This window comes from Geotalea sp. SG265 (assembly GCF_022808985.1).
Classification (GTDB): domain Bacteria; phylum Desulfobacterota; class Desulfuromonadia; order Geobacterales; family Geobacteraceae; genus Geotalea.
Genome location: NZ_JAKZFT010000002.1, coordinates 1 through 16,552 on the forward strand (window position 1 = coordinate 1; position 16,552 = coordinate 16,552).

At 51.7% G+C, this 16,552-nt stretch carries 15 protein-coding genes; 3 read left to right on the forward strand and 12 right to left on the reverse strand.

Translation table 11 applies throughout. The features are described 5' to 3' along the window. Positions 1 to 797, reverse strand: a 797-nt coding sequence (locus tag ML541_RS02510; protein WP_243370406.1) for an IS256 family transposase, incomplete at its 3' end; no start/stop codon positions are given. A 68-nt stretch (positions 798 to 865) separates the two neighbouring features. Here ML541_RS02510 and ML541_RS02515 point away from each other — a divergent pair. Beyond that, positions 866 to 1,429 (forward strand): hypothetical protein, encoded by a 564-nt coding sequence (locus ML541_RS02515; RefSeq protein ID WP_243370408.1) that lies wholly within the window; start codon positions 866 to 868, stop codon positions 1,427 to 1,429. A 67-nt stretch (positions 1,430 to 1,496) separates the two neighbouring features. Here the strand turns inward: ML541_RS02515 and ML541_RS02520 are convergent, their stop codons facing one another. Beyond that, positions 1,497 to 2,954, reverse strand: coding sequence for a Fic family protein (locus ML541_RS02520; RefSeq protein WP_243370410.1), 1,458 nt, complete (start codon positions 2,952 to 2,954; stop codon positions 1,497 to 1,499). A gap of 359 nt (positions 2,955 to 3,313) precedes the next feature. After that, positions 3,314 to 3,397: an SEC-C metal-binding domain-containing protein gene (locus tag ML541_RS18945; protein ID WP_347710781.1), complete on the reverse strand. Its 84-nt coding sequence runs from the start codon at positions 3,395 to 3,397 to the stop codon at positions 3,314 to 3,316. 637 nt (positions 3,398 to 4,034) lie between these two features. Here ML541_RS18945 and ML541_RS02525 point away from each other — a divergent pair. Beyond that, positions 4,035 to 4,211, forward strand: a complete 177-nt coding sequence (locus tag ML541_RS02525; RefSeq protein ID WP_243370412.1) for a hypothetical protein — start codon at positions 4,035 to 4,037, stop codon at positions 4,209 to 4,211. Between the two features lie 283 nt (positions 4,212 to 4,494). Next, positions 4,495 to 5,562: a nucleotidyltransferase domain-containing protein gene (locus tag ML541_RS02530; protein ID WP_243370414.1), complete on the forward strand. Its 1,068-nt coding sequence runs from the start codon at positions 4,495 to 4,497 to the stop codon at positions 5,560 to 5,562. Between the two features lie 904 nt (positions 5,563 to 6,466). On the opposite strand, the gene ML541_RS02535 is transcribed toward ML541_RS02530, so the two are convergent. The 9 genes from ML541_RS02535 to ML541_RS02575 form a co-directional block, all read right to left on the reverse strand. Then, entirely contained in the window at positions 6,467 to 7,882 is a 1,416-nt protein-coding gene (locus tag ML541_RS02535) for an AgmX/PglI C-terminal domain-containing protein (RefSeq protein ID WP_243370418.1), read from the reverse strand. After that, positions 7,879 to 8,382, reverse strand: coding sequence for a biopolymer transporter ExbD (locus tag ML541_RS02540; protein WP_243370420.1), 504 nt, complete (start codon positions 8,380 to 8,382; stop codon positions 7,879 to 7,881). The genes ML541_RS02535 and ML541_RS02540 overlap by 4 nt, the downstream gene beginning before the upstream one ends. After that, positions 8,379 to 8,888, reverse strand: a complete 510-nt coding sequence (locus ML541_RS02545; RefSeq protein ID WP_243370422.1) for a biopolymer transporter ExbD — start codon at positions 8,886 to 8,888, stop codon at positions 8,379 to 8,381. Before ML541_RS02545 ends, ML541_RS02540 begins: the two co-directional genes overlap by 4 nt. A 2-nt stretch (positions 8,889 to 8,890) precedes the next feature. Continuing rightward, on the reverse strand, positions 8,891 to 9,493 hold the full coding sequence (locus ML541_RS02550) for a MotA/TolQ/ExbB proton channel family protein (protein ID WP_243370424.1): 603 nt from the start codon (positions 9,491 to 9,493) through the stop codon (positions 8,891 to 8,893). Positions 9,494 to 9,619: 126 nt separating this feature from the next. Further along, positions 9,620 to 9,922, reverse strand: a complete 303-nt coding sequence (locus tag ML541_RS02555; protein ID WP_243370426.1) for a hypothetical protein — start codon at positions 9,920 to 9,922, stop codon at positions 9,620 to 9,622. Between the two features lie 47 nt (positions 9,923 to 9,969). Then, positions 9,970 to 10,665, reverse strand: coding sequence for a tetratricopeptide repeat protein (locus ML541_RS02560; RefSeq protein ID WP_243370428.1), 696 nt, complete (start codon positions 10,663 to 10,665; stop codon positions 9,970 to 9,972). A gap of 37 nt (positions 10,666 to 10,702) precedes the next feature. Continuing rightward, positions 10,703 to 14,029, reverse strand: a complete 3,327-nt coding sequence (locus ML541_RS02565; RefSeq protein ID WP_243370430.1) for a tetratricopeptide repeat protein — start codon at positions 14,027 to 14,029, stop codon at positions 10,703 to 10,705. Then, positions 14,026 to 15,933 carry a hypothetical protein gene (locus ML541_RS02570; RefSeq protein WP_243370432.1) on the reverse strand — a complete coding sequence of 636 codons (1,908 nt, stop codon included), beginning with the start codon at positions 15,931 to 15,933 and terminating at the stop codon, positions 14,026 to 14,028. Before ML541_RS02570 ends, ML541_RS02565 begins: the two co-directional genes overlap by 4 nt. Before the next feature lie 2 nt (positions 15,934 to 15,935). Next, positions 15,936 to 16,466: a hypothetical protein gene (locus ML541_RS02575; protein ID WP_243370435.1), complete on the reverse strand. Its 531-nt coding sequence runs from the start codon at positions 16,464 to 16,466 to the stop codon at positions 15,936 to 15,938. Between the last annotated feature and the right edge of the window lie 86 nt (positions 16,467 to 16,552).

Genomic DNA, 16,552 nt, shown 5'->3' on the forward strand with positions numbered 1-16,552 from the left:
ACGACGCTGAAAACATTGCGGTAGAAGTGGACAATGCAGCGCTGCCATTTCGTTTCAGGGTAGAAATCGGCCAGAGATTCGACAAGACCAATACATGCGTCGGTGATGAAAAGCCGCACTCCTGAGAGCCCACGCTCTTTAAGGTGTCTAAGGAATCCGGACCAGCCGGCTTTATCTTCTTTGGCCCCTTCGCAGACGCCGAGGATCTTGCGATAACCCTGGTCATTGACACCGATCGCCACCAGAACGGACACATTTGTCACTTCGCCAGCCCAGGAGCGTTTAAGGACGATCCCATCCAGATATACGTAAGGAAACTCTCCTTTGATCGGGCGATTGCGCCATTCCTCGATCTTGGCGTAGACCTTCTTGTTGAGATTACTGATGGTGCCAGCGCTGACCTTGGTCCCCCACAAGGTTTCTGTTATGTCCTCGACGCGGCGAACTGACACACCAGCTATATACATCTCGATCAATGCCTCTTCTACGGACGCTTCACGCCTGCGGTAGCGTTCGATGATCGCCGTCTCAAAGGTCTGTCGCCGAAGTTTAGGCATGTTCAGAGTCACTTCTCCGGCTTTTGTATGGAGTTTACGTTGGTAATGGCCGGCTCTGGTATCAGTTCTGGCTTGATGCCGCTGGTATTTCTCAGCGTTACATAAGCGATCTGCTTCGGCATCAAGCATACGGTTAAGGGTGTCTTCGACAGTGCTTCTGACCATTTCTCCCAGATGATCACGGACAGCATTCTCATTCAGTTGGATGATTTGCGCCTTTGGTGTATTCTGTTCTTCCACGGCAGTGTACTCCTTTCGGGTCGAATTTTCGTTTGGCGACGCAATTCTAACCGGAATCAGGCACTGCCGTGTTGCTTTTTATAAAAGCGAAAAATATTTTACGTTATCTTTTCCCTTTAAGACTTAACCGCTATTCTTATTTGCTAGACAAATGCGAAGCTGCCTCTCCTGAGCATCGTTTCATACTGAACCTCAGGCAGCAGGAAATATTCAGGTTATGTTCTGGATTTTACACAAACCCTGTTAAAGCCAGTTTTATCATGGATCTTTACGAACGAGGCGTTTTCCGCATGTCCGAGCTAAAACGTATGAACACCTATTTTGAAGTCCATGAAATGAAGGCAGTGGGAAATTTTCGTAATGTGGACATTCTTGCTGCAGTATGTTCCTTCATCATTGGTTTGATAATCACTTTATTGTTTACGATCATAGGCATAAACCTTCTAAACTCAAAACAGCTATATCAGATGTGGTTATTCTTCAGCGGAAGCATAGTGTACTGCTTAATTATATTTATAGTGGGTGAACCATTTAGGACTGTTTTTCTGTATGCTAAGTTTAAAAAGGCCCTTATTTCACTTAACTTATGGCAACCTGTTGGTGAAAAGGAAGGAGCCCCTGTGGTGGTTTAGCCGGTTACGTTTGGAGTGGAAAAGGTTAGTGTCACGCTGATGGTGGATTCCCTCACCAAGGCTCTGGCTACGGCATCCGCAACCTGACATCATCAAATGATTTTTCAAAGGCGTTGCAGTGCCGCAACACTTTAATAGATTGATCCATTTCAGAAAAATCAATCCTGCTTACAAACTGTTGCAAATACTCAAGCTGTCGGATAAAGGCGGTTGGGTCAGTTTGTTCCGTCATTCTCTTAAGTCCTGACAGATACTCACCTCTAAACACTGTTGGGACTATCACCCGAGTATGACCTTCCGCTACAAGCTCTGCATTCATCATGGCACGTGCAATACGGCCATTGCCGTCATCAAAAGGATGGACTTCCGAAACAAAAAACATCATCGCTAGTGCCCGCGCAAAAGGGTGGTGGAGACCTCGGTAAAATTCGTAACCTTGCCGCAGCGTGCCGCGCACCAGCGGCGGTTCTACGAATCGAGTTAACCCTGCGACATTTGGCTTTTCTTTAAACAGCCCAGGGCGCTTGTCTGGTCGCCCCTCCATGATAATCGCATGCCTCTTTGTCAGGATATCCAGAAAGTCATCAAAGGATTTCGGCACAATGCACATTTCATCAATCCTGCTTACTACCTTATAGGTACCTAGAATACCATATCCGTCCTCAGGGCGATCACTCGGTACTACGCCTGAGTCAATTATCTTGAGCGCCTCCTCGACCTCAAATTCATTGCCTTCAATGAAATTTGTGAAATACGCATCGAAAAATGCCGTGTTGTAAAAAGACTTACTTGCGACACTTGGTGTCAACCTATTCGGGAAAACCGCATCGGCCAGCGCCGCCCTAAGCACGGCGAATCGCTGAACAGCGGATGCATCATAACCGTCGCCAACACTGTGCGCCACAGATCGAGGCGAAACTAGCTTCCCCTCTTTCGTACCCTGTAGAATCCTTATCAAGGCATCTAGTCTCTTAAACTCTGCATGCATGTCAAGCTCTTGCGCCACCTGGCGGGCCTTGTCCCGAAGCCTATTCAACTCCATCTCGCCTTGGCGTTCCAGTATCTGAGATAGCCTTTCCTCTATCTCAAGCTGCGACAAAACTTTAGATTCTGCCCCGCTTCTTACTTTTGTAGCTGATAAATTCTCAAGAAACGCCCTTTCCTTGCTCGCGATAAAAAGGTCAAGTAGTGGATTGTCCATATTCGCAACCGGGCCTAGACCCTTTAGAACCACAATATCAAGACCTGGGAGCCTTATTGTTCGATTATACCCGGCAGTAAGGTACACTTTTCCGGCTGGCGAAATACTTCCTTCAATGGCTGACCGATGGCTAACGACTGCTCCAGGAAGCAGGAGTGAAATGATTTGCCAAACATGTAACCGAACGATGTGCTCAGGAGCATCTAGTGTATTAGATGTATAAAGGGAAGGGCCTATTTTTCGGGCGCGACCAGCCTTAACTGCACGAACTGTCTGTTGGCTCTGTTGCTGGTCAGAGAGAAAAAACAAAGGCAATTTTTTCATTTTAACGGTCTCCATGGAAGCCGAAAATGACTATTTTTTATTATTAATTCACCTCTAAATATTAATTATTTTATTTATTGTCAATATTTTTTATTATTGATGGTTTGGCAATTATAGTTTCACAAAACACGTCGCCATGCATAAGAGCCACAATCGGGGCCTGCAGACCACGAATAGCATAGTCCCATGTAAATGATGGCTGTCATGATTAACCATCGAAACTTGTAATCGATGCTTTTCGAAGTTCGTCAACGATGCAACGTACCCTTTTTGGTTCGTATATCAGGGATGGGTACGATTCAGCCGCTGGTTCTTCCGGCTCTGGCATCCACTCAATTTCAATTCCGTTGCTCATGGAGTTACCTCCCACAGCACTTCTTGAATTTGGCCCTGCTACCGCAGGAGCACAAATCGTTGCGCCCTCTTGGAAAGGGGGGTCGCATTACGCTTTCGTCATTTAACTACCAGTATAATACTCCCAGTTAAACGGTTGGTTAACAATTGGTTTAGTGTGCGGTATTCTATCGATTCGAAATGTCCGAACTTCTTTGCGAAGGTGACAATGTGTAGCAAAAACCTTCCTTATTAGCGCCAATTCTCCGGAAAAATGATGGGAGCCTTTTGCGCCACATGCTTGGCGCAAAAGGTGACAGGGACAGGAAATGGCCTTTTATACTCTCTGGCATTAAAAGTCATAAAACCGCAAAAGCAGGACTTGAATGATTGTCCAGACGTTATCTGGACAATCTTCCCTTCAAACTGTTGCCAACAGTTTCCCTTTTGGGTCTGTCAACTTGAGCCAGATGAGGAAATTCCATCAATGTTGGCCACCTGACCGAATTATTCAGACAACGTCTGAATAATCAATTCCGGGATTGACCTCCACAAAAATTTAGACCAAGTCTGAAAAATTATCTCTCCAAGCTCATTGCTTTCAATGTGATCGGCAATCACAAGGGCAACCAGTGGACAGTAGCTGCATTCGACAACCGATGACGAGTCAGATAATCCCACGCCATAGGGTGTTTGGTCGGCTCAGCCGCCAGCGCTTGTAACAACATCCGCGATTGAGGAGTCAATGTGGAATACATCGATATGAAGAGCGCCGATTCTCTATCTATTGCAGTGTTGATTCCTTCCGCCAGATCTTGTCACTCTACTTCTTTGATCGGCTCAGCGCGTTGGATCAATGGTAAAGCAGCCATCTTCATCAAAGGAGTTTTGAGTTTTCACTCCAAACGATATCGGCAAGCCTAATTAGCGCCATTCTTCCGCCGTGTCATCTCTAAAAAATGATGGGAGCCGTTTTTTGCGCCACAACTTTGGCGCAAAACCTAACATTTGCGCCAAACTGGTGGCGCAAAAACTTTCAGGGGCTTGGAAATGGCCTTAAATATAATGTAATAACCTATGTTTTTAATAAACATAGGTTATTATTTTACCTCTCGTTATCGCAGGTATTTTTTTATTGTAACACCAAAAAAAATTACTTTACCATATGATTTGTTGCCCATGCCTAATCACTATCACGAGGTCACTTATGAACCATATCAACCGTGTTGATATCCAAACGAGGACGCTCTATGCGGAGCTCTTGGAGATGATGCAGATACTTGAAGCTTCCCGCACCATTTCCGACTTAAATGGAAATTTTACTACCAAGACTATTGGTGGCGAACAATATGTCTATTTTTCGCATTATCTGCCTGGTGGGAAGCTTCATTATGTTTATGTTGGCAAAAAAAACGAGCAGACGGATGCCTTGATCCAACGATATAAAGAAGGCAAACCTGAGTCACAGGAAGCCAGAGAGAATATTCGGCGGCTAGGAGCGCAGGTGAAGGCAGGGTTTGGTGTCGTTACCGACAAGGCAATGGTTCGTGTCATTAAAGCTCTAGCTGAAGCTGCTGTTTTTCGGGCAGGGGCTGTTGTTATTGGGAGACACGCTTTCACAGCGATTGGCGTTATGCTCGGAATTCGAAGGTTTCAAGGCACCATTTTGCCTATGGATGTTGATCTTTCTGCCGAAAGATCAGTTTCGGTTGCTCTACCACAAACACAGTCCGACATTCCTGATGTAATAGACAGCCTAAAGATGGGTTTTTTCCCTGTACCAGCCTTAAACTTGAAGCACCCTTCAACGATGTTTACTATCAGAAAGAGCCAATTGCGCCTTGACATTCTGACGCCAAAGACCTCGGATTCCGATGCGCCTGTTATGATCCCACGGTTTAATTGTGCTGCTCAACCCCTCAGCTATCTAAACTACCTAGTTGAGGATATGATTCCTGCTGTGCTAATCGATACCGATCCCGTCCTGGTCAATGTACCCCATCCGGCAAGATATGCTTTGCATAAGCTGATCATCTCGCAAGTTAGAGATATAACCCAAACAGCCAAGGCAAACAAGGACTTGCTTCAGGCGTATCAAATTCTTTCAGCCTTACATGAGGAACGACCTGACGATATCCTAACAGCATGGGCGAACCTTGTATCTTGTGGCCCTAGGTGGAAGCGGTTTGCTGAGGCTGGTCTTGAGGATATGGGGAAGGAGTTTGGCTCCAAAGTCATAGATAGGATCGTGAACGACTTCCACGACCAACGATGAAAGGGTTCGACTATCCGCTGGAACCTTGTTTAAGTATAAAAGAAGAAGTTCCTTACGCAGGTGAAGTGACCACGCCAAAATCGCGGCAATGGCCTTCTAATTTCTAAGCAAAAAGGCATTACTTTTTAGCCACCTCCCCTCTACTCAAACGCCCTTAAGTTTCCAGCATCGGCGGACGTCGGCATATGATCATCAATTGTTAAATGTGCAATTCCGCCGGGATTGCTTTACCAAAGCAAGATTATTATGACTTACCACAGCAAGATTATTGTGCGCATACAATATGTAACATATTGACATTATAGCGCTTTATTTCGCAACCCAAGATCTCCTGATCGCTGCGTCATTTTTGCAGTATGTTTAGAAATTATTTTTTTAGATAATGCTAGAAGCATAATCACCTCTGAAAAACTATTATCTTTAGCCGCCACATTAGATGGTCGGATTGAAGCCTAAAAAGCCGACAAGAACTTTCTGACCACTTATGCTTCCTTTTTAGAACTTTCTGCCACTTTATGGTTCATAACGAGCTTCCACTAGGTCTTGCAAACAGCTGATTCTTCGCGAACGATGTGCCAGATTATGCTTCCAAAAGTTGCCAACATATCCTTCAAGTTACATTGTTGTTGCCTCTCTGTTTTTGTTACGCAATCAGTTTGCCGCCAATTCGGAGAGGCATTTGTGCATCTTGGTCAGTCATTAGGCGCAGCAACAATTACCCCTTTGCCTGTCGCATCCCTGGCTGCCCGTCCTTTTCTCCTGCAACACTTTCTTTAAAAAGAAGAAGCCCTGTTTGTCAGGGCTTCTTTTGTTTTAGGGCCTCTCTTCTTTTCAAGGGAGATGCGTGCCCTTTTTCCATGCTGCCGTCACCAGCTACGCCCTATGCCGGCCACCCCGCGCCCTTTTACCGCGCCGGGAGGAAGTCAATGGGGTAGAGGATCGTTGTCCTGGGGACCCCGTCTTTTGCGCCAAAGTTGAACTTCTTAACCCTTTCGACGATCTGAGCGGAGAAATCAGGCGCGTTCATGTTGCTTGACTCCACCGCGCAGGCAGAGACTGCCCCGTTTGGTTCGATGGTGATCCGCAGTACCATCTTCCCGCGCAGGGTCGGATCTTTGCGTAACTCGGCATTGTAAAGGCGGTAAAGCGCTGCCTTATAGCGATCGAAGAGGATCTGGATCTCCTCATCGGATCGTGAGCGACCAGCCCCCGGAGTGAGCGACTTGGCTTCCTTCCCCGGCAGGCCGGCTATGGAACTCTGAACCCGCGCAAAGCCACCCTGGCGACCGATGCCTTTTCCTCCGCCTCCACCGTTGCCGACGCCTATGTTCCGGCTGATCGCGGCATTGCTGATACCACCACTGCTGGGACCGCTCCCCGATTGCATAGCCACCAGAGAACGGCTTGCCTGCGCGGCACCTGCTGCCTGTGGCGAATTGCTCAGACGCGCTTCAACCCCCAATTTGGCAACAGGGGTTTCGTCCATAAGATCCTTAAAGGTGTTCTTGAATGCCATGACCCCGCTGCTTTCCGCTTTGGTCCTCGCAGCAACCCTTTCTGCCGGGGTCGCTTTTATCTCATCCTTTGGCGTCTCTTTCACTTTTTCTTCCGGTTTTTTCTCTTCCTTGCGCTCATCCTTTTTCTCTTCCTTGGGCTTTTTCACCGGCTCCGGTTTTATTGGTTCTTTTCTGACCAGTTTCGCCAACCGTTCCGGGACCTGGGCCACAACAGGACGTTGAGGCGCCGGCAGCTTCACAATTTTTATGATGCCAGTGAGAAAGAAGCTGAGGAGCAATGCGATGAGCACGGAGCGGCGAAAGCGCCGTTCACCCTCGCTGTCGTGGCTCCAGGGCATGATCAATGGATGATGGGGGACCGGGGAAATCTCCCTTTCAATAACGAATTCATCCTTGCGCCGTTCATCGCGGGCGTAAGCATTGCGTATATCGTCGTGGAGATATTCCAGTTCCTCGTCCAGTTGGTCTACCTGTGACTTGAGATGCGCCTGCTTTTCCAGGAGCCCGCGCATTTCACCGTCAAATTCGGCAACGCACTGCCTCAGCCGCTCCAGGTGTGCGGGGATACCCTTGATCTCCGCCAGTTCCCCCCAGAAAAGCTGGCCCGCCTCCAGCTCGTCAAGTCGGGCAAGGGCGCTGCATGCATCCCGCAGGGCGTCAAACCGCAGCCGATCAGCAGCAAAAGTCTCCAGCTCGGCCTCTACCCCCCGCAACTCGCTCTCAAGCTTGGCGTGCACTCCCCGAACCTGCTCGATCTGCACGTTAAGCGATGCCAATTCCTGCGCTAGTATCGATGTATTCACTGCAGCCCCGCTATTTTTTTATGTTCTTTCTGGACAACGGCAAGGGAAATCTTGCCATATCCAGAAGCTGTACAGGTTGACATTACTCTTTTGATTACCTTGAACGGTGTCTCTTTATCAGCAAGTATTGTCACTTCCATGCTGTCGGGAGGAGTCTTTGAGGTTTTCTCGATACTGCTGCGAAGCTCCTCCAGCCGCTGTCGCAGCCCGTATGCGCTCTCGTCGAGAACCTTTGTGGTATTAATCACCGGCTCCCCCTGTACCATGACCACTTCTGGAGTTATGACCAGTGAGACCGTCTCCCTTGGCTTTTTTTCCACAACGGATGATGGCAAGGTTATCTTTGCATCGGGAAGCGTGCCGTTGAATGAATGAAAAAGCAGAAAGAAAACGAGAACTGTCAGGACATCCATCATCGGGATCAGGTTTATGCCCAGACCCTTGACGTCTCCCTTCTTGTTGTTACGCGCCATCCGTTGCAATCGTTTTATATCGCTCATGGTGCATCCCCCAGTGAAACCTTGGGAAACAGGGTATATTTTTGAAGCTGGTTGCTGCCTTCGCTCTTCACCGTGGTTTCACGCACCGCATCCATGAGCTCGATGAGATAGTCGTATTTAATATCGGGCTCCATCAGTACCGTCGCGTCTTCCTTGTCCGGATACTGGGACTTCAGGCGAACGAGTATGGCGGCAAGCGTTGCAAGGTCGTATTGATCGCCCTTCTTCGGAATCGCAGCCACCACGGACGAACCATTGGCAACTTCCAGTCCTGCTTTGCGGACAATCACCTCGATGGAAAAGTTCAGCCGGTTCGAAGCAGCTCCGCCGGCGGCGGTCGGGACAGTCAGTTCCTGGATGGTAATGCTCAGGAAAACGGCGGTAATAAGCAGAAAGACCACCAATACCGTCATGATGTCCATCAATGGAGTAAGGTTCAAAAGGTGCATGATATCCGTGTCGAAATCTTCATGTTCCCCTTTTTTCCGACGATGCCGTCTGGTCATAATCAAGCCCTGTCAAATTGGCGCTTGCTGAAAGTGGAGATCGAATTGAGCGCCTTTACCGATGCCATCTCCATGCTGTTCACTATTTGCCCCGTAGTCGTTGTAAGCCGCGCATGGAGCAACAGAAGCGGGATTGCGGACATGATGCCGAAGGCGGTGCAGTTCATCGCCTCGGAAATGCTGGCGGCGAGCAGGGCGGCCTTTTCGGCGGGACTTGCCGTGGCAACTGCACCGAATGCCTGGATCAGACCCATGATCGTACCGAGCAGTCCAAAAAGGGTGGCGATATTGGAAAGGAGCGCCAGGTAAGGAGTCCGCTTTTCCAACTGGGGAATGATCTCCATGAGGCTCTCTTCCATGGCGATTTCCACGTCTTCCCGTCGCTTGACCGCCCCCTGGCGTGCCAATCCCATACCCATCATCTGCGAGATGGCCGATTTGTCTTCATTGACCATTTCGCGGGCTTTTTCAAAATCACCCTCAGCCAGCACCGGATGCAGCTGGTCCCACATTTTCTTGTTCTCGTCCCGGACACGTTTCAGTTGCACCCAGCGCTCAAACGCAATGGCCAGACCGATCGCCAGCACGATCAGAATCGGAAACATGAAAAACCCACCACTCTTGAAAAACCTGATAATTGACACCTTCTGCCTCCTTCATTGTTGATGTTGCCTGTTTGATAGCCCGCTGAGTGCGGGAATTGCTTCTAAACCTGCCGGCCCTCTAAAAATTCACCTGCCGACGCTGACCTGGTAGAATTCCAGCTCCCGCTGGAAGACATCGCGATCCACCGGTTCATCACGCTGGTCCAGTGTTCTGCTCAGGCTGGTCTCCACACCCAGCTCGGAACTCTTCCAGGGAACGATGAACAGCGATTTCGGCGCCTCGTCGTTGCCGACAATTGACATACCACCGACCATTTTGGGCCCGGAGTCACCAGCTCCTTTAGACTCACCGGTTTTAGTATCGTCTGCCAGTGCCATGGCTGCCCAACAAACGACCAGGCAAACCGAAAGAACGTACTTCAGCTGCATATGTAACCCCCTGTCATGGCAGATCCCCTTTACCGTCTTCCCAAACGTTACTGCTTTGCATTACCGGACTGCTGCCCCAAACGTGCATTCAACCCGGCAATCCACAGCTTGACCTGTTCATCCTTGGGCATGGCTTTGGTGTAAAACTCATACTCCTTAAGCGCACAGGCAGAGTCGTTCAGATACAGGTCACAGAGTATTCCGAGATTCCGGTGTATCGGCGGATATTCGGGGAACACCACCAGCGATTTTTCATAAATCTGCCGGCTCTCGGCAAAGCGCCCAGCCTTGCGCAACAGCAATCCGTACTCATTGCTTGCCACCGGATGCCCAGGAATCAATTCCAGGGCTTTTTTCAGATGGGGTTCGGCCTTCTCAGGCTTCTTTATCTGTCCATAGGCGATGGCAACGTTGATGTGTGGCGCCGTCATTTCCGGTGATTGGGCGACCACTTTTTCCAGCACTTCGATAGCCTTGTCGTACTTTGCCTCCTTGAACAGGGCAGATGCCTGATCAAAGTCTGCGCGCAACCCCGCGCCCATGGAGGAAAACTCCTTGATCTGAAACCCTTCACGCCCGTCCGTAAAGTGCATCACCACAGGTCCTGCAGGCGGAGTGGGAACCTTTTCTGCCAGGACAGGCGTCGCTTCAATCGGTTCTACTTTGGCTTTGCCCGCAGTAGCGCATCCAAGCAACGAGAGGCTTGCCGCCAACAGCAGTTGACGAATGGCAAGTGCTAGCATGTTCAAACTCCTCCACTGCGCTCTTCCCCCCATTGCATCAGTACTTGGCAATAGTTCCATTTCCATTCCCCTTGGCACGTTGCTGGGCTGCAGCCTTTTTCGCAGCCGATTTTTTCTTCGGACGAGCATGTTTCTTCTCTTTGGCATTTGTCCCATTGTCATTTCCACCGGCACGCCGGGAGGCTACCGCAGCCTCTTTCTTGGGTTGCGGCGCTGCTTCCGCCTTCTGAGTTTCCTCGGCAGCATGAGAGACTATGGCGCCTGCCGCTGACCCTCCCTGCTCAGCTGTCGCTGCAGCGGCAGGGGCCACAGACGGGGGCTCGGTTTTCACCACAACGATTGCCGGCGGTGTCGGTCTCTCAATTTCAAATGCATAGGTTTCCAGCGAAGTGACAATTTCACTGGCAACCTCAGGCTTGTCGTATCGCGCAGGCACCAGCTTGGCCAATCTTCCCAGACTTTTGTCGATCCAGGAGTTGTAGATGCCCATGGAGATCAGTTCCAGGTTCTTTTCGTGGATCTGGATCGCCTTTTCTTCGAATGGAAACGCCTGTTCTTCGATTGCCAGTTCGTACTCCTGCAGTTCCAGGGCATTAAGGCCTTCCGGGCGCTCGGAGGTGGTCAGGGCTTTGCTGAAGTGCGCATGAATCTCACCGAGATAGAATGTCGCCGCAGCCGTGATCTCTCCGATTTCATACTCAACAAGCTTGTTGAAGGCCTGGGTGGTTGTCTTCATCAACTCTTTCTTTTTGCGCAGGTTGGCTTCAAAGGGCTTGACCAGCCGCACCTCGACGAATTGGTCATAGGTCAGTTCGGCCAGTACCAACGCGGCCTTGCCGGCCAGGTACCGGGTCCGGGGCGTGCGCCCGGTTCCGGCTGCTGCATCGATGGCTACCATCTCCTTGAGTTCGTTCAGGTAACCTTTCTGATCATTCTCCCCCTTGAGGATTTCAACAATCTTGTTGCGCATCTCCAGGTTGACCTCGACCGGTTGCGGAAAATAGCCGACAAACCGGCGGTAAACGGCGAGGGCCTGCCTGCTGTTCCCTGTCTGCTGATGCAGGTCCGCCGCAAGCATGAGAGCCCCTCTCCTCACCTCTTCATCCTTGAATTCCCGCTCTACCCGCTCGTATTCATTGGCGGCAAGGGCAAGCTGCCCGTCTTCCTTGTAAACAAAGGCGATCTTTCTGGTGACTTCAGGCTGCAGCGCATGCCCGGGGAAAAGATCACGGAAACCCGCCAGGACGGTGACGGCCGCTTTCCAGTCCTTCAACTGGATCAGCGCCACGGCGGCATCATATTCGGCGTTGACCCTGAATTTCGACGTGGGCGCCATTCGGCCGACACGCAGGAAATGGTCGGCAGCGGCACGATAGTCCTTGAGGGCGTTGGCTTGTTCGCCCTGTTTGTAAATGGATGCTGCCAGATTGTCGACGAAGCCTGCACGGCTCTTGTCTTCCGGGGACAGCAGGGCCAGTACCTTCACGTAGGCGGCCTCGGCCTCCCCATAACGCTGGAGCTCGTAGCAGGAATGGCCGGCAACGATCCACGCCGATCTGAGAACACTTGCCTCAGCCTTTGGGAACGCCTGGATGAGCTTGTGGGCTGCAGCCAGAGCCGGCTCGTAATCCTTCATATCGTACAGGTCGTCGGCGGCAGCCCCGAGGACAATCGCCGCTTTCTCGTGCTCCGGATAAGTCTCGGCAAATTTGAGCGAACTCCGCACGGTCTCCCGCCTGACCTTGTCTTTCTCCGTCGGGCTGGCCTCGCGCAGATGTTCCCGATAGGCATAAATGGCGGCATAACCGGCAGCAGCCGACTTTTCGTGGCGCGGGTAGTCGTACGCCGTTTTTTCGTATTCCACGGCTGCTCTGGCAAAGGCCCGGTTCTCCAGCAGCAGTTCGGCCATCTGGTAGTTGATCGCCGGCGATTCCACATCCTTCGGGAACGAGATCAGGAATTCCTCGTACCAGTGCAGGGCTTCCTGGAAGTTCTCCCTCTTGTCCTTGCCATGCTGGGGGCTTTGGTAGAGGGAATGGTAGTGCCGGGCAAGGTCGGTAAAGTTGGTCTTGAGGAAACCAAGGACATCGGGACGGGCAGCCGGTTTGAAGTGCTGCCAGTATTCGGCCTGTAAGCCGTAATTCCTGGCGAACTGCTTCTTTGCTTCGATCACCAGAGTCGGGAACCCCCCTGCCAGGTGGATTTCAATAACGCGCATGTGGAACTTGGGCGACACGCGATGGAACGGGTTGCGCTTGACAAAGGCGTTGTAGGAGGCCGCAGCATCGGCGAAACGGCTTTTTTCGAAGTAGTACTCACCAAGGTTGCTGTAGACGATGTCCTCATAGATACGTTTGCCGTTGGCATCAAAGAATTCCATGACCGATTCGGCGCCGTGAAGATAGGAAAAGCTCTGGCTGATAACCCGGAACGTATCATCCACACGCTTCCGTTCCAGATCGTCTTTGGTCTGGGCAAAATCGTAACCCGAGGCAACCTTGTGATCCAGGAGAGCAATGAACCGCTGCAGGCCATCCTCGTATAGCTCCTGTTTGTAGAAGGTCCAGCCAAGCTTGTACTGGGCAAGTTCGTAATAGGGGGAACCGACTCCCATCTCGACGATGCTCTTGTAGGCTGCTTCCGCATCGAGATATTTCCTGCGGGTAAAGAAATATTCCGCCCGTCGGAACTGCACCTCATCCATATAGCGAGAAGTGGGGAAATCATGGGCCAGCCGGTTCATAACCACCATGGCATCCTCTGTCTGCCCCAGTTCCTCATAGGCGCGGGACATCTGGTACAAAACCTGGTCGTTACCCTTGTAAAGCGGGTACTTGTCGAGAAGCTTCTTGTAGAGTGCGATTGCCTCCCAGGCCCCCGATTTCTCCAGCTCTTCGGCGCCGGCTTCGGGAAGACCGGCCGGCGTTCCTCCCTTGGCAGAGAGCTGCGGACTCTGGACCGCTCTTTTTTCAAAATCACACTGAGACTCGGCATGGGCGAGTTTCGGAGCCTCTGCCGAACCGGCAACAGGACTTTTAGGAACCTGTGCATGCTCCGGAGCAGGCATGGCAGCTGCCAATTCCCGTCCGACCGTAGCCGCCGGTGCATTAAGGTAGCCGTATTCCCTCTCTATCTTCAGGTCGGCAAGACGACGGATTGCCGCGGGGGTCAGCGCCGATTCAGGGGTATCTTCCAGGAAGCGCTGGTAACTCTCCATCGCTTTCTCAAGTCCCCCTTCAATCGCCTCTTCCCTGATCTCGAGGTTCACGTTACGCAACTGGGCAATGGTCTCCCTGCTGCTCACCGTTTGACATGCGGTAAGGATCGTCGGGATTGCAAAGACTAAAAGTACGATTCGCTTCATTTGCCGACACCCTTCTCGGTCTGGTTGCCAACACTCTTTTCACTCTGGGCCTTGGCGGCACGATCATAACTGTCCGCTATGGCAAAGCGTGCGGTGATCTGGAACTGTTCAAGCCGCTCGCGGCGCCTGGTCAGTTCATTGACCGCCATGGTTTCAAGCATGCTTCCCTGACGTGCCATCAGGACCTTCACTTTTTCCTGAGCCGATATAATACGACCGCGCTCCCGGCGAATCAGATCATCGTATCCTTCATAACTTTGCGTGGCAGCCTGACGGGTACGGACAAAGGCGTTATACTGCTTCTTCAACCCGTCCACCGCTTCGTTCAGGTCATGCAGATCCTTGTAGGCATCGGTAAGACGCTGGTCATATCCTGTGGTTATCTCCCAGAGGAGTATCCCCCGCAAACGGCTGAGCCGGTCGGTGGTCTCTGCGGAGGCACCGTTCCCAGCCATAACCTTTTCCAGACCGCCTATTTTTTCGAGGGCAATCCGTTCCCCCGCGGTAGCCAGATAATCGGGGCGAGGCGCTGTCAACATGGCGTTCAGGCGCTTTTCCACCTGGGCCCGTTGCTCGAGACGCAGGCGCATGTGTGAGTCAAGTTCCCTGAAGGCACGGTCGATCTGGGGAAGCAGCGGCTGGTAATAAGAACGGCGCTGCTGAATCACGTCCTCGAATGCATCCAGGTCCCGCTGCCAGATGGTGAGCTTCTTTTGCAGCTCGTTCAGGTCCAGGTAGTTCTTCAGGGATTCCTGAAAATCGTGGGAAGCCATCAGTTCCAGCAGGTAATAGGTTTCAGGCGCTGCCGGGAGGCTTCGCAGCTTGACGACCCAGTCGGCATCCTGCTTCAACTCCTCCCGCACCAGGGCCTGAAGGAATTTCCCTTCCTTGACTGAAGTGATGGACGCGCCTAGTTTGTTCACTTCCTTGCCGAACGACTCAAGCGCTTTGCCGTAGAGCACTGCCGCCCGTCCGTAAAAACTCAGTTTCCCGTAAGCATAGGGTACGGCCAGCAGGGCTTCCTGGACCGCAGGATCAGTGGCCTCGCGCCCGGCAAGGATGGTCCAGGGAACAAGTGCTCTCTCGAACCGTGCATGGGAGGCATCCGCCCATCCCGAACCGAGCAGAGCCCGATTGGAGAAAGGCCCGCTCAAGCGCACCCGGTCAAGGACCAGCTTGGCGTTTTCAGCGTCGTTGGCATCCAGGAGCTTGTAGCCGAGAGTCAGGTTCGACTTGTCCCTGATGGCCAGGGTAGCCGGATTATCACTTGGAATCCGGCCTGCCTCATCCAGATACTTCCGCCCATCCTGCTCTTTCCCCTCTTTCATCAGGGCGATCCCCAGGTTATAGCCGGCAAATCCTTCCAGGCTCTTCACCCCCTGAAGGTCTTTGAAGAGATGAACCGCTTCAGGGAACCTGCCGTTGGCCATCAGGACCTGCCCCCGCAGGAATTGCAGGTCATCACGGACTGATGGGGGAATGGCGCCGCGAATTCGTTCCAAGGTGTGGAGGGCGTCCTCCTGCTGGTCTTTCTGGAAGTAAAGCCGCGCCAGCCGGTAAATCGCCTCATTACGCACCGGCTCGTCCACGTTCCCCTCGATCACCGCAGTTATGGCGCGCCCTGCCCGCAGATGCATGCGATAGCCCAGCTCGAAGTCTCCGACACCGAACTCCGCCTGGTCAAGGTGATAATGGAGCTTGTCGAGCCCCGGTTCGTCAACCCGGCGGTGCTGCCCCAACTCGGTGTCGAGCCGTGCGACTGCCTCAAACCAATCCCCTTGAAAGGAGTGATAGAGCGCCTCTGCAAAGTAGACATCCCTCAAACCCTTTGCAGTGTAAAGATCGGCTGCCTGTGTAATGTTTGCCAACAGCAGGCAGGCCAGTATGAGGATCAGCCTTATCATGGCTACCAGTCCTTCAGGGTGATAGTTTTGCTGCCGATTCCCGTTCCGGCCACGACAACCCCGACCAGCTTCGGACCCACCTCTTTCGTGACCTTGAAGCTCTCCTCCCGTTGGAAATCCGAGCCCCCCTCTGATTTTCCTATGACAGTCACCAGCAGCGGATGATCTCCTGTTTTGACGTTGCCCACATAGATCCGCTGCACGCCACCTTTTTGCAGCGCTTCCAGCTCTTTGAAGGTATACAGGTGATGGGCCACCGACGTACCGTCCAGTTTGATGTCGACGGCATCAAGCCGGACTTTTTCCCCTTTAGCCACCGACACAAAAATGGCAAGCTGGGTGTCCGACGGGTAGAGCAGCTTCTCTTCCAGCTGCTTCAGCTCTGCCGCAATGGAAAGGACATCGCCCTTGATCTCCTGCACCTGTTCATCCAGTCCCTTTACTTGTTCCTTGGGGGCTTCCTGGGCATAAGAAGAAATGCTTACCACCAGTGCCGATATTCCCAAAACGATCACCTTCAGAACTTTATACATAGTTGCCACCTCGATTGATCCCGCTTTGTCAAATTTCCTTCGAACCCCACCTGTCCTCCCCTTAAACTAAGGGGAGGGACGTTCTT

Excerpts from the sequence above, each read along its gene's own strand:
- ML541_RS02520 (WP_243370410.1), bottom strand. The coding sequence starts at position 2,954 with ATGAAAAAATTGCCTTTGTTTTTTCTCTCTGACCAGCAACAGAGCCAA.
- ML541_RS18945 (WP_347710781.1), bottom strand. The coding sequence starts at position 3,397 with ATGCGACCCCCCTTTCCAAGAGGGCGCAACGATTTGTGCTCCTGCGGT.
- ML541_RS02530 (WP_243370414.1), top strand. The coding sequence starts at position 4,495 with ATGAACCATATCAACCGTGTTGATATCCAAACGAGGACGCTCTATGCG.
- ML541_RS02540 (WP_243370420.1), bottom strand. The coding sequence starts at position 8,382 with ATGAGCGATATAAAACGATTGCAACGGATGGCGCGTAACAACAAGAAG.
- ML541_RS02545 (WP_243370422.1), bottom strand. The coding sequence starts at position 8,888 with ATGACCAGACGGCATCGTCGGAAAAAAGGGGAACATGAAGATTTCGAC.
- ML541_RS02550 (WP_243370424.1), bottom strand. The coding sequence starts at position 9,493 with ATGTTTCCGATTCTGATCGTGCTGGCGATCGGTCTGGCCATTGCGTTT.
- ML541_RS02555 (WP_243370426.1), bottom strand. The coding sequence starts at position 9,922 with ATGCAGCTGAAGTACGTTCTTTCGGTTTGCCTGGTCGTTTGTTGGGCA.
- ML541_RS02560 (WP_243370428.1), bottom strand. The coding sequence starts at position 10,665 with ATGCTAGCACTTGCCATTCGTCAACTGCTGTTGGCGGCAAGCCTCTCG.
- ML541_RS02565 (WP_243370430.1), bottom strand. The coding sequence starts at position 14,029 with ATGAAGCGAATCGTACTTTTAGTCTTTGCAATCCCGACGATCCTTACC.
- ML541_RS02570 (WP_243370432.1), bottom strand. The coding sequence starts at position 15,933 with ATGATAAGGCTGATCCTCATACTGGCCTGCCTGCTGTTGGCAAACATT.
- ML541_RS02575 (WP_243370435.1), bottom strand. The coding sequence starts at position 16,466 with ATGTATAAAGTTCTGAAGGTGATCGTTTTGGGAATATCGGCACTGGTG.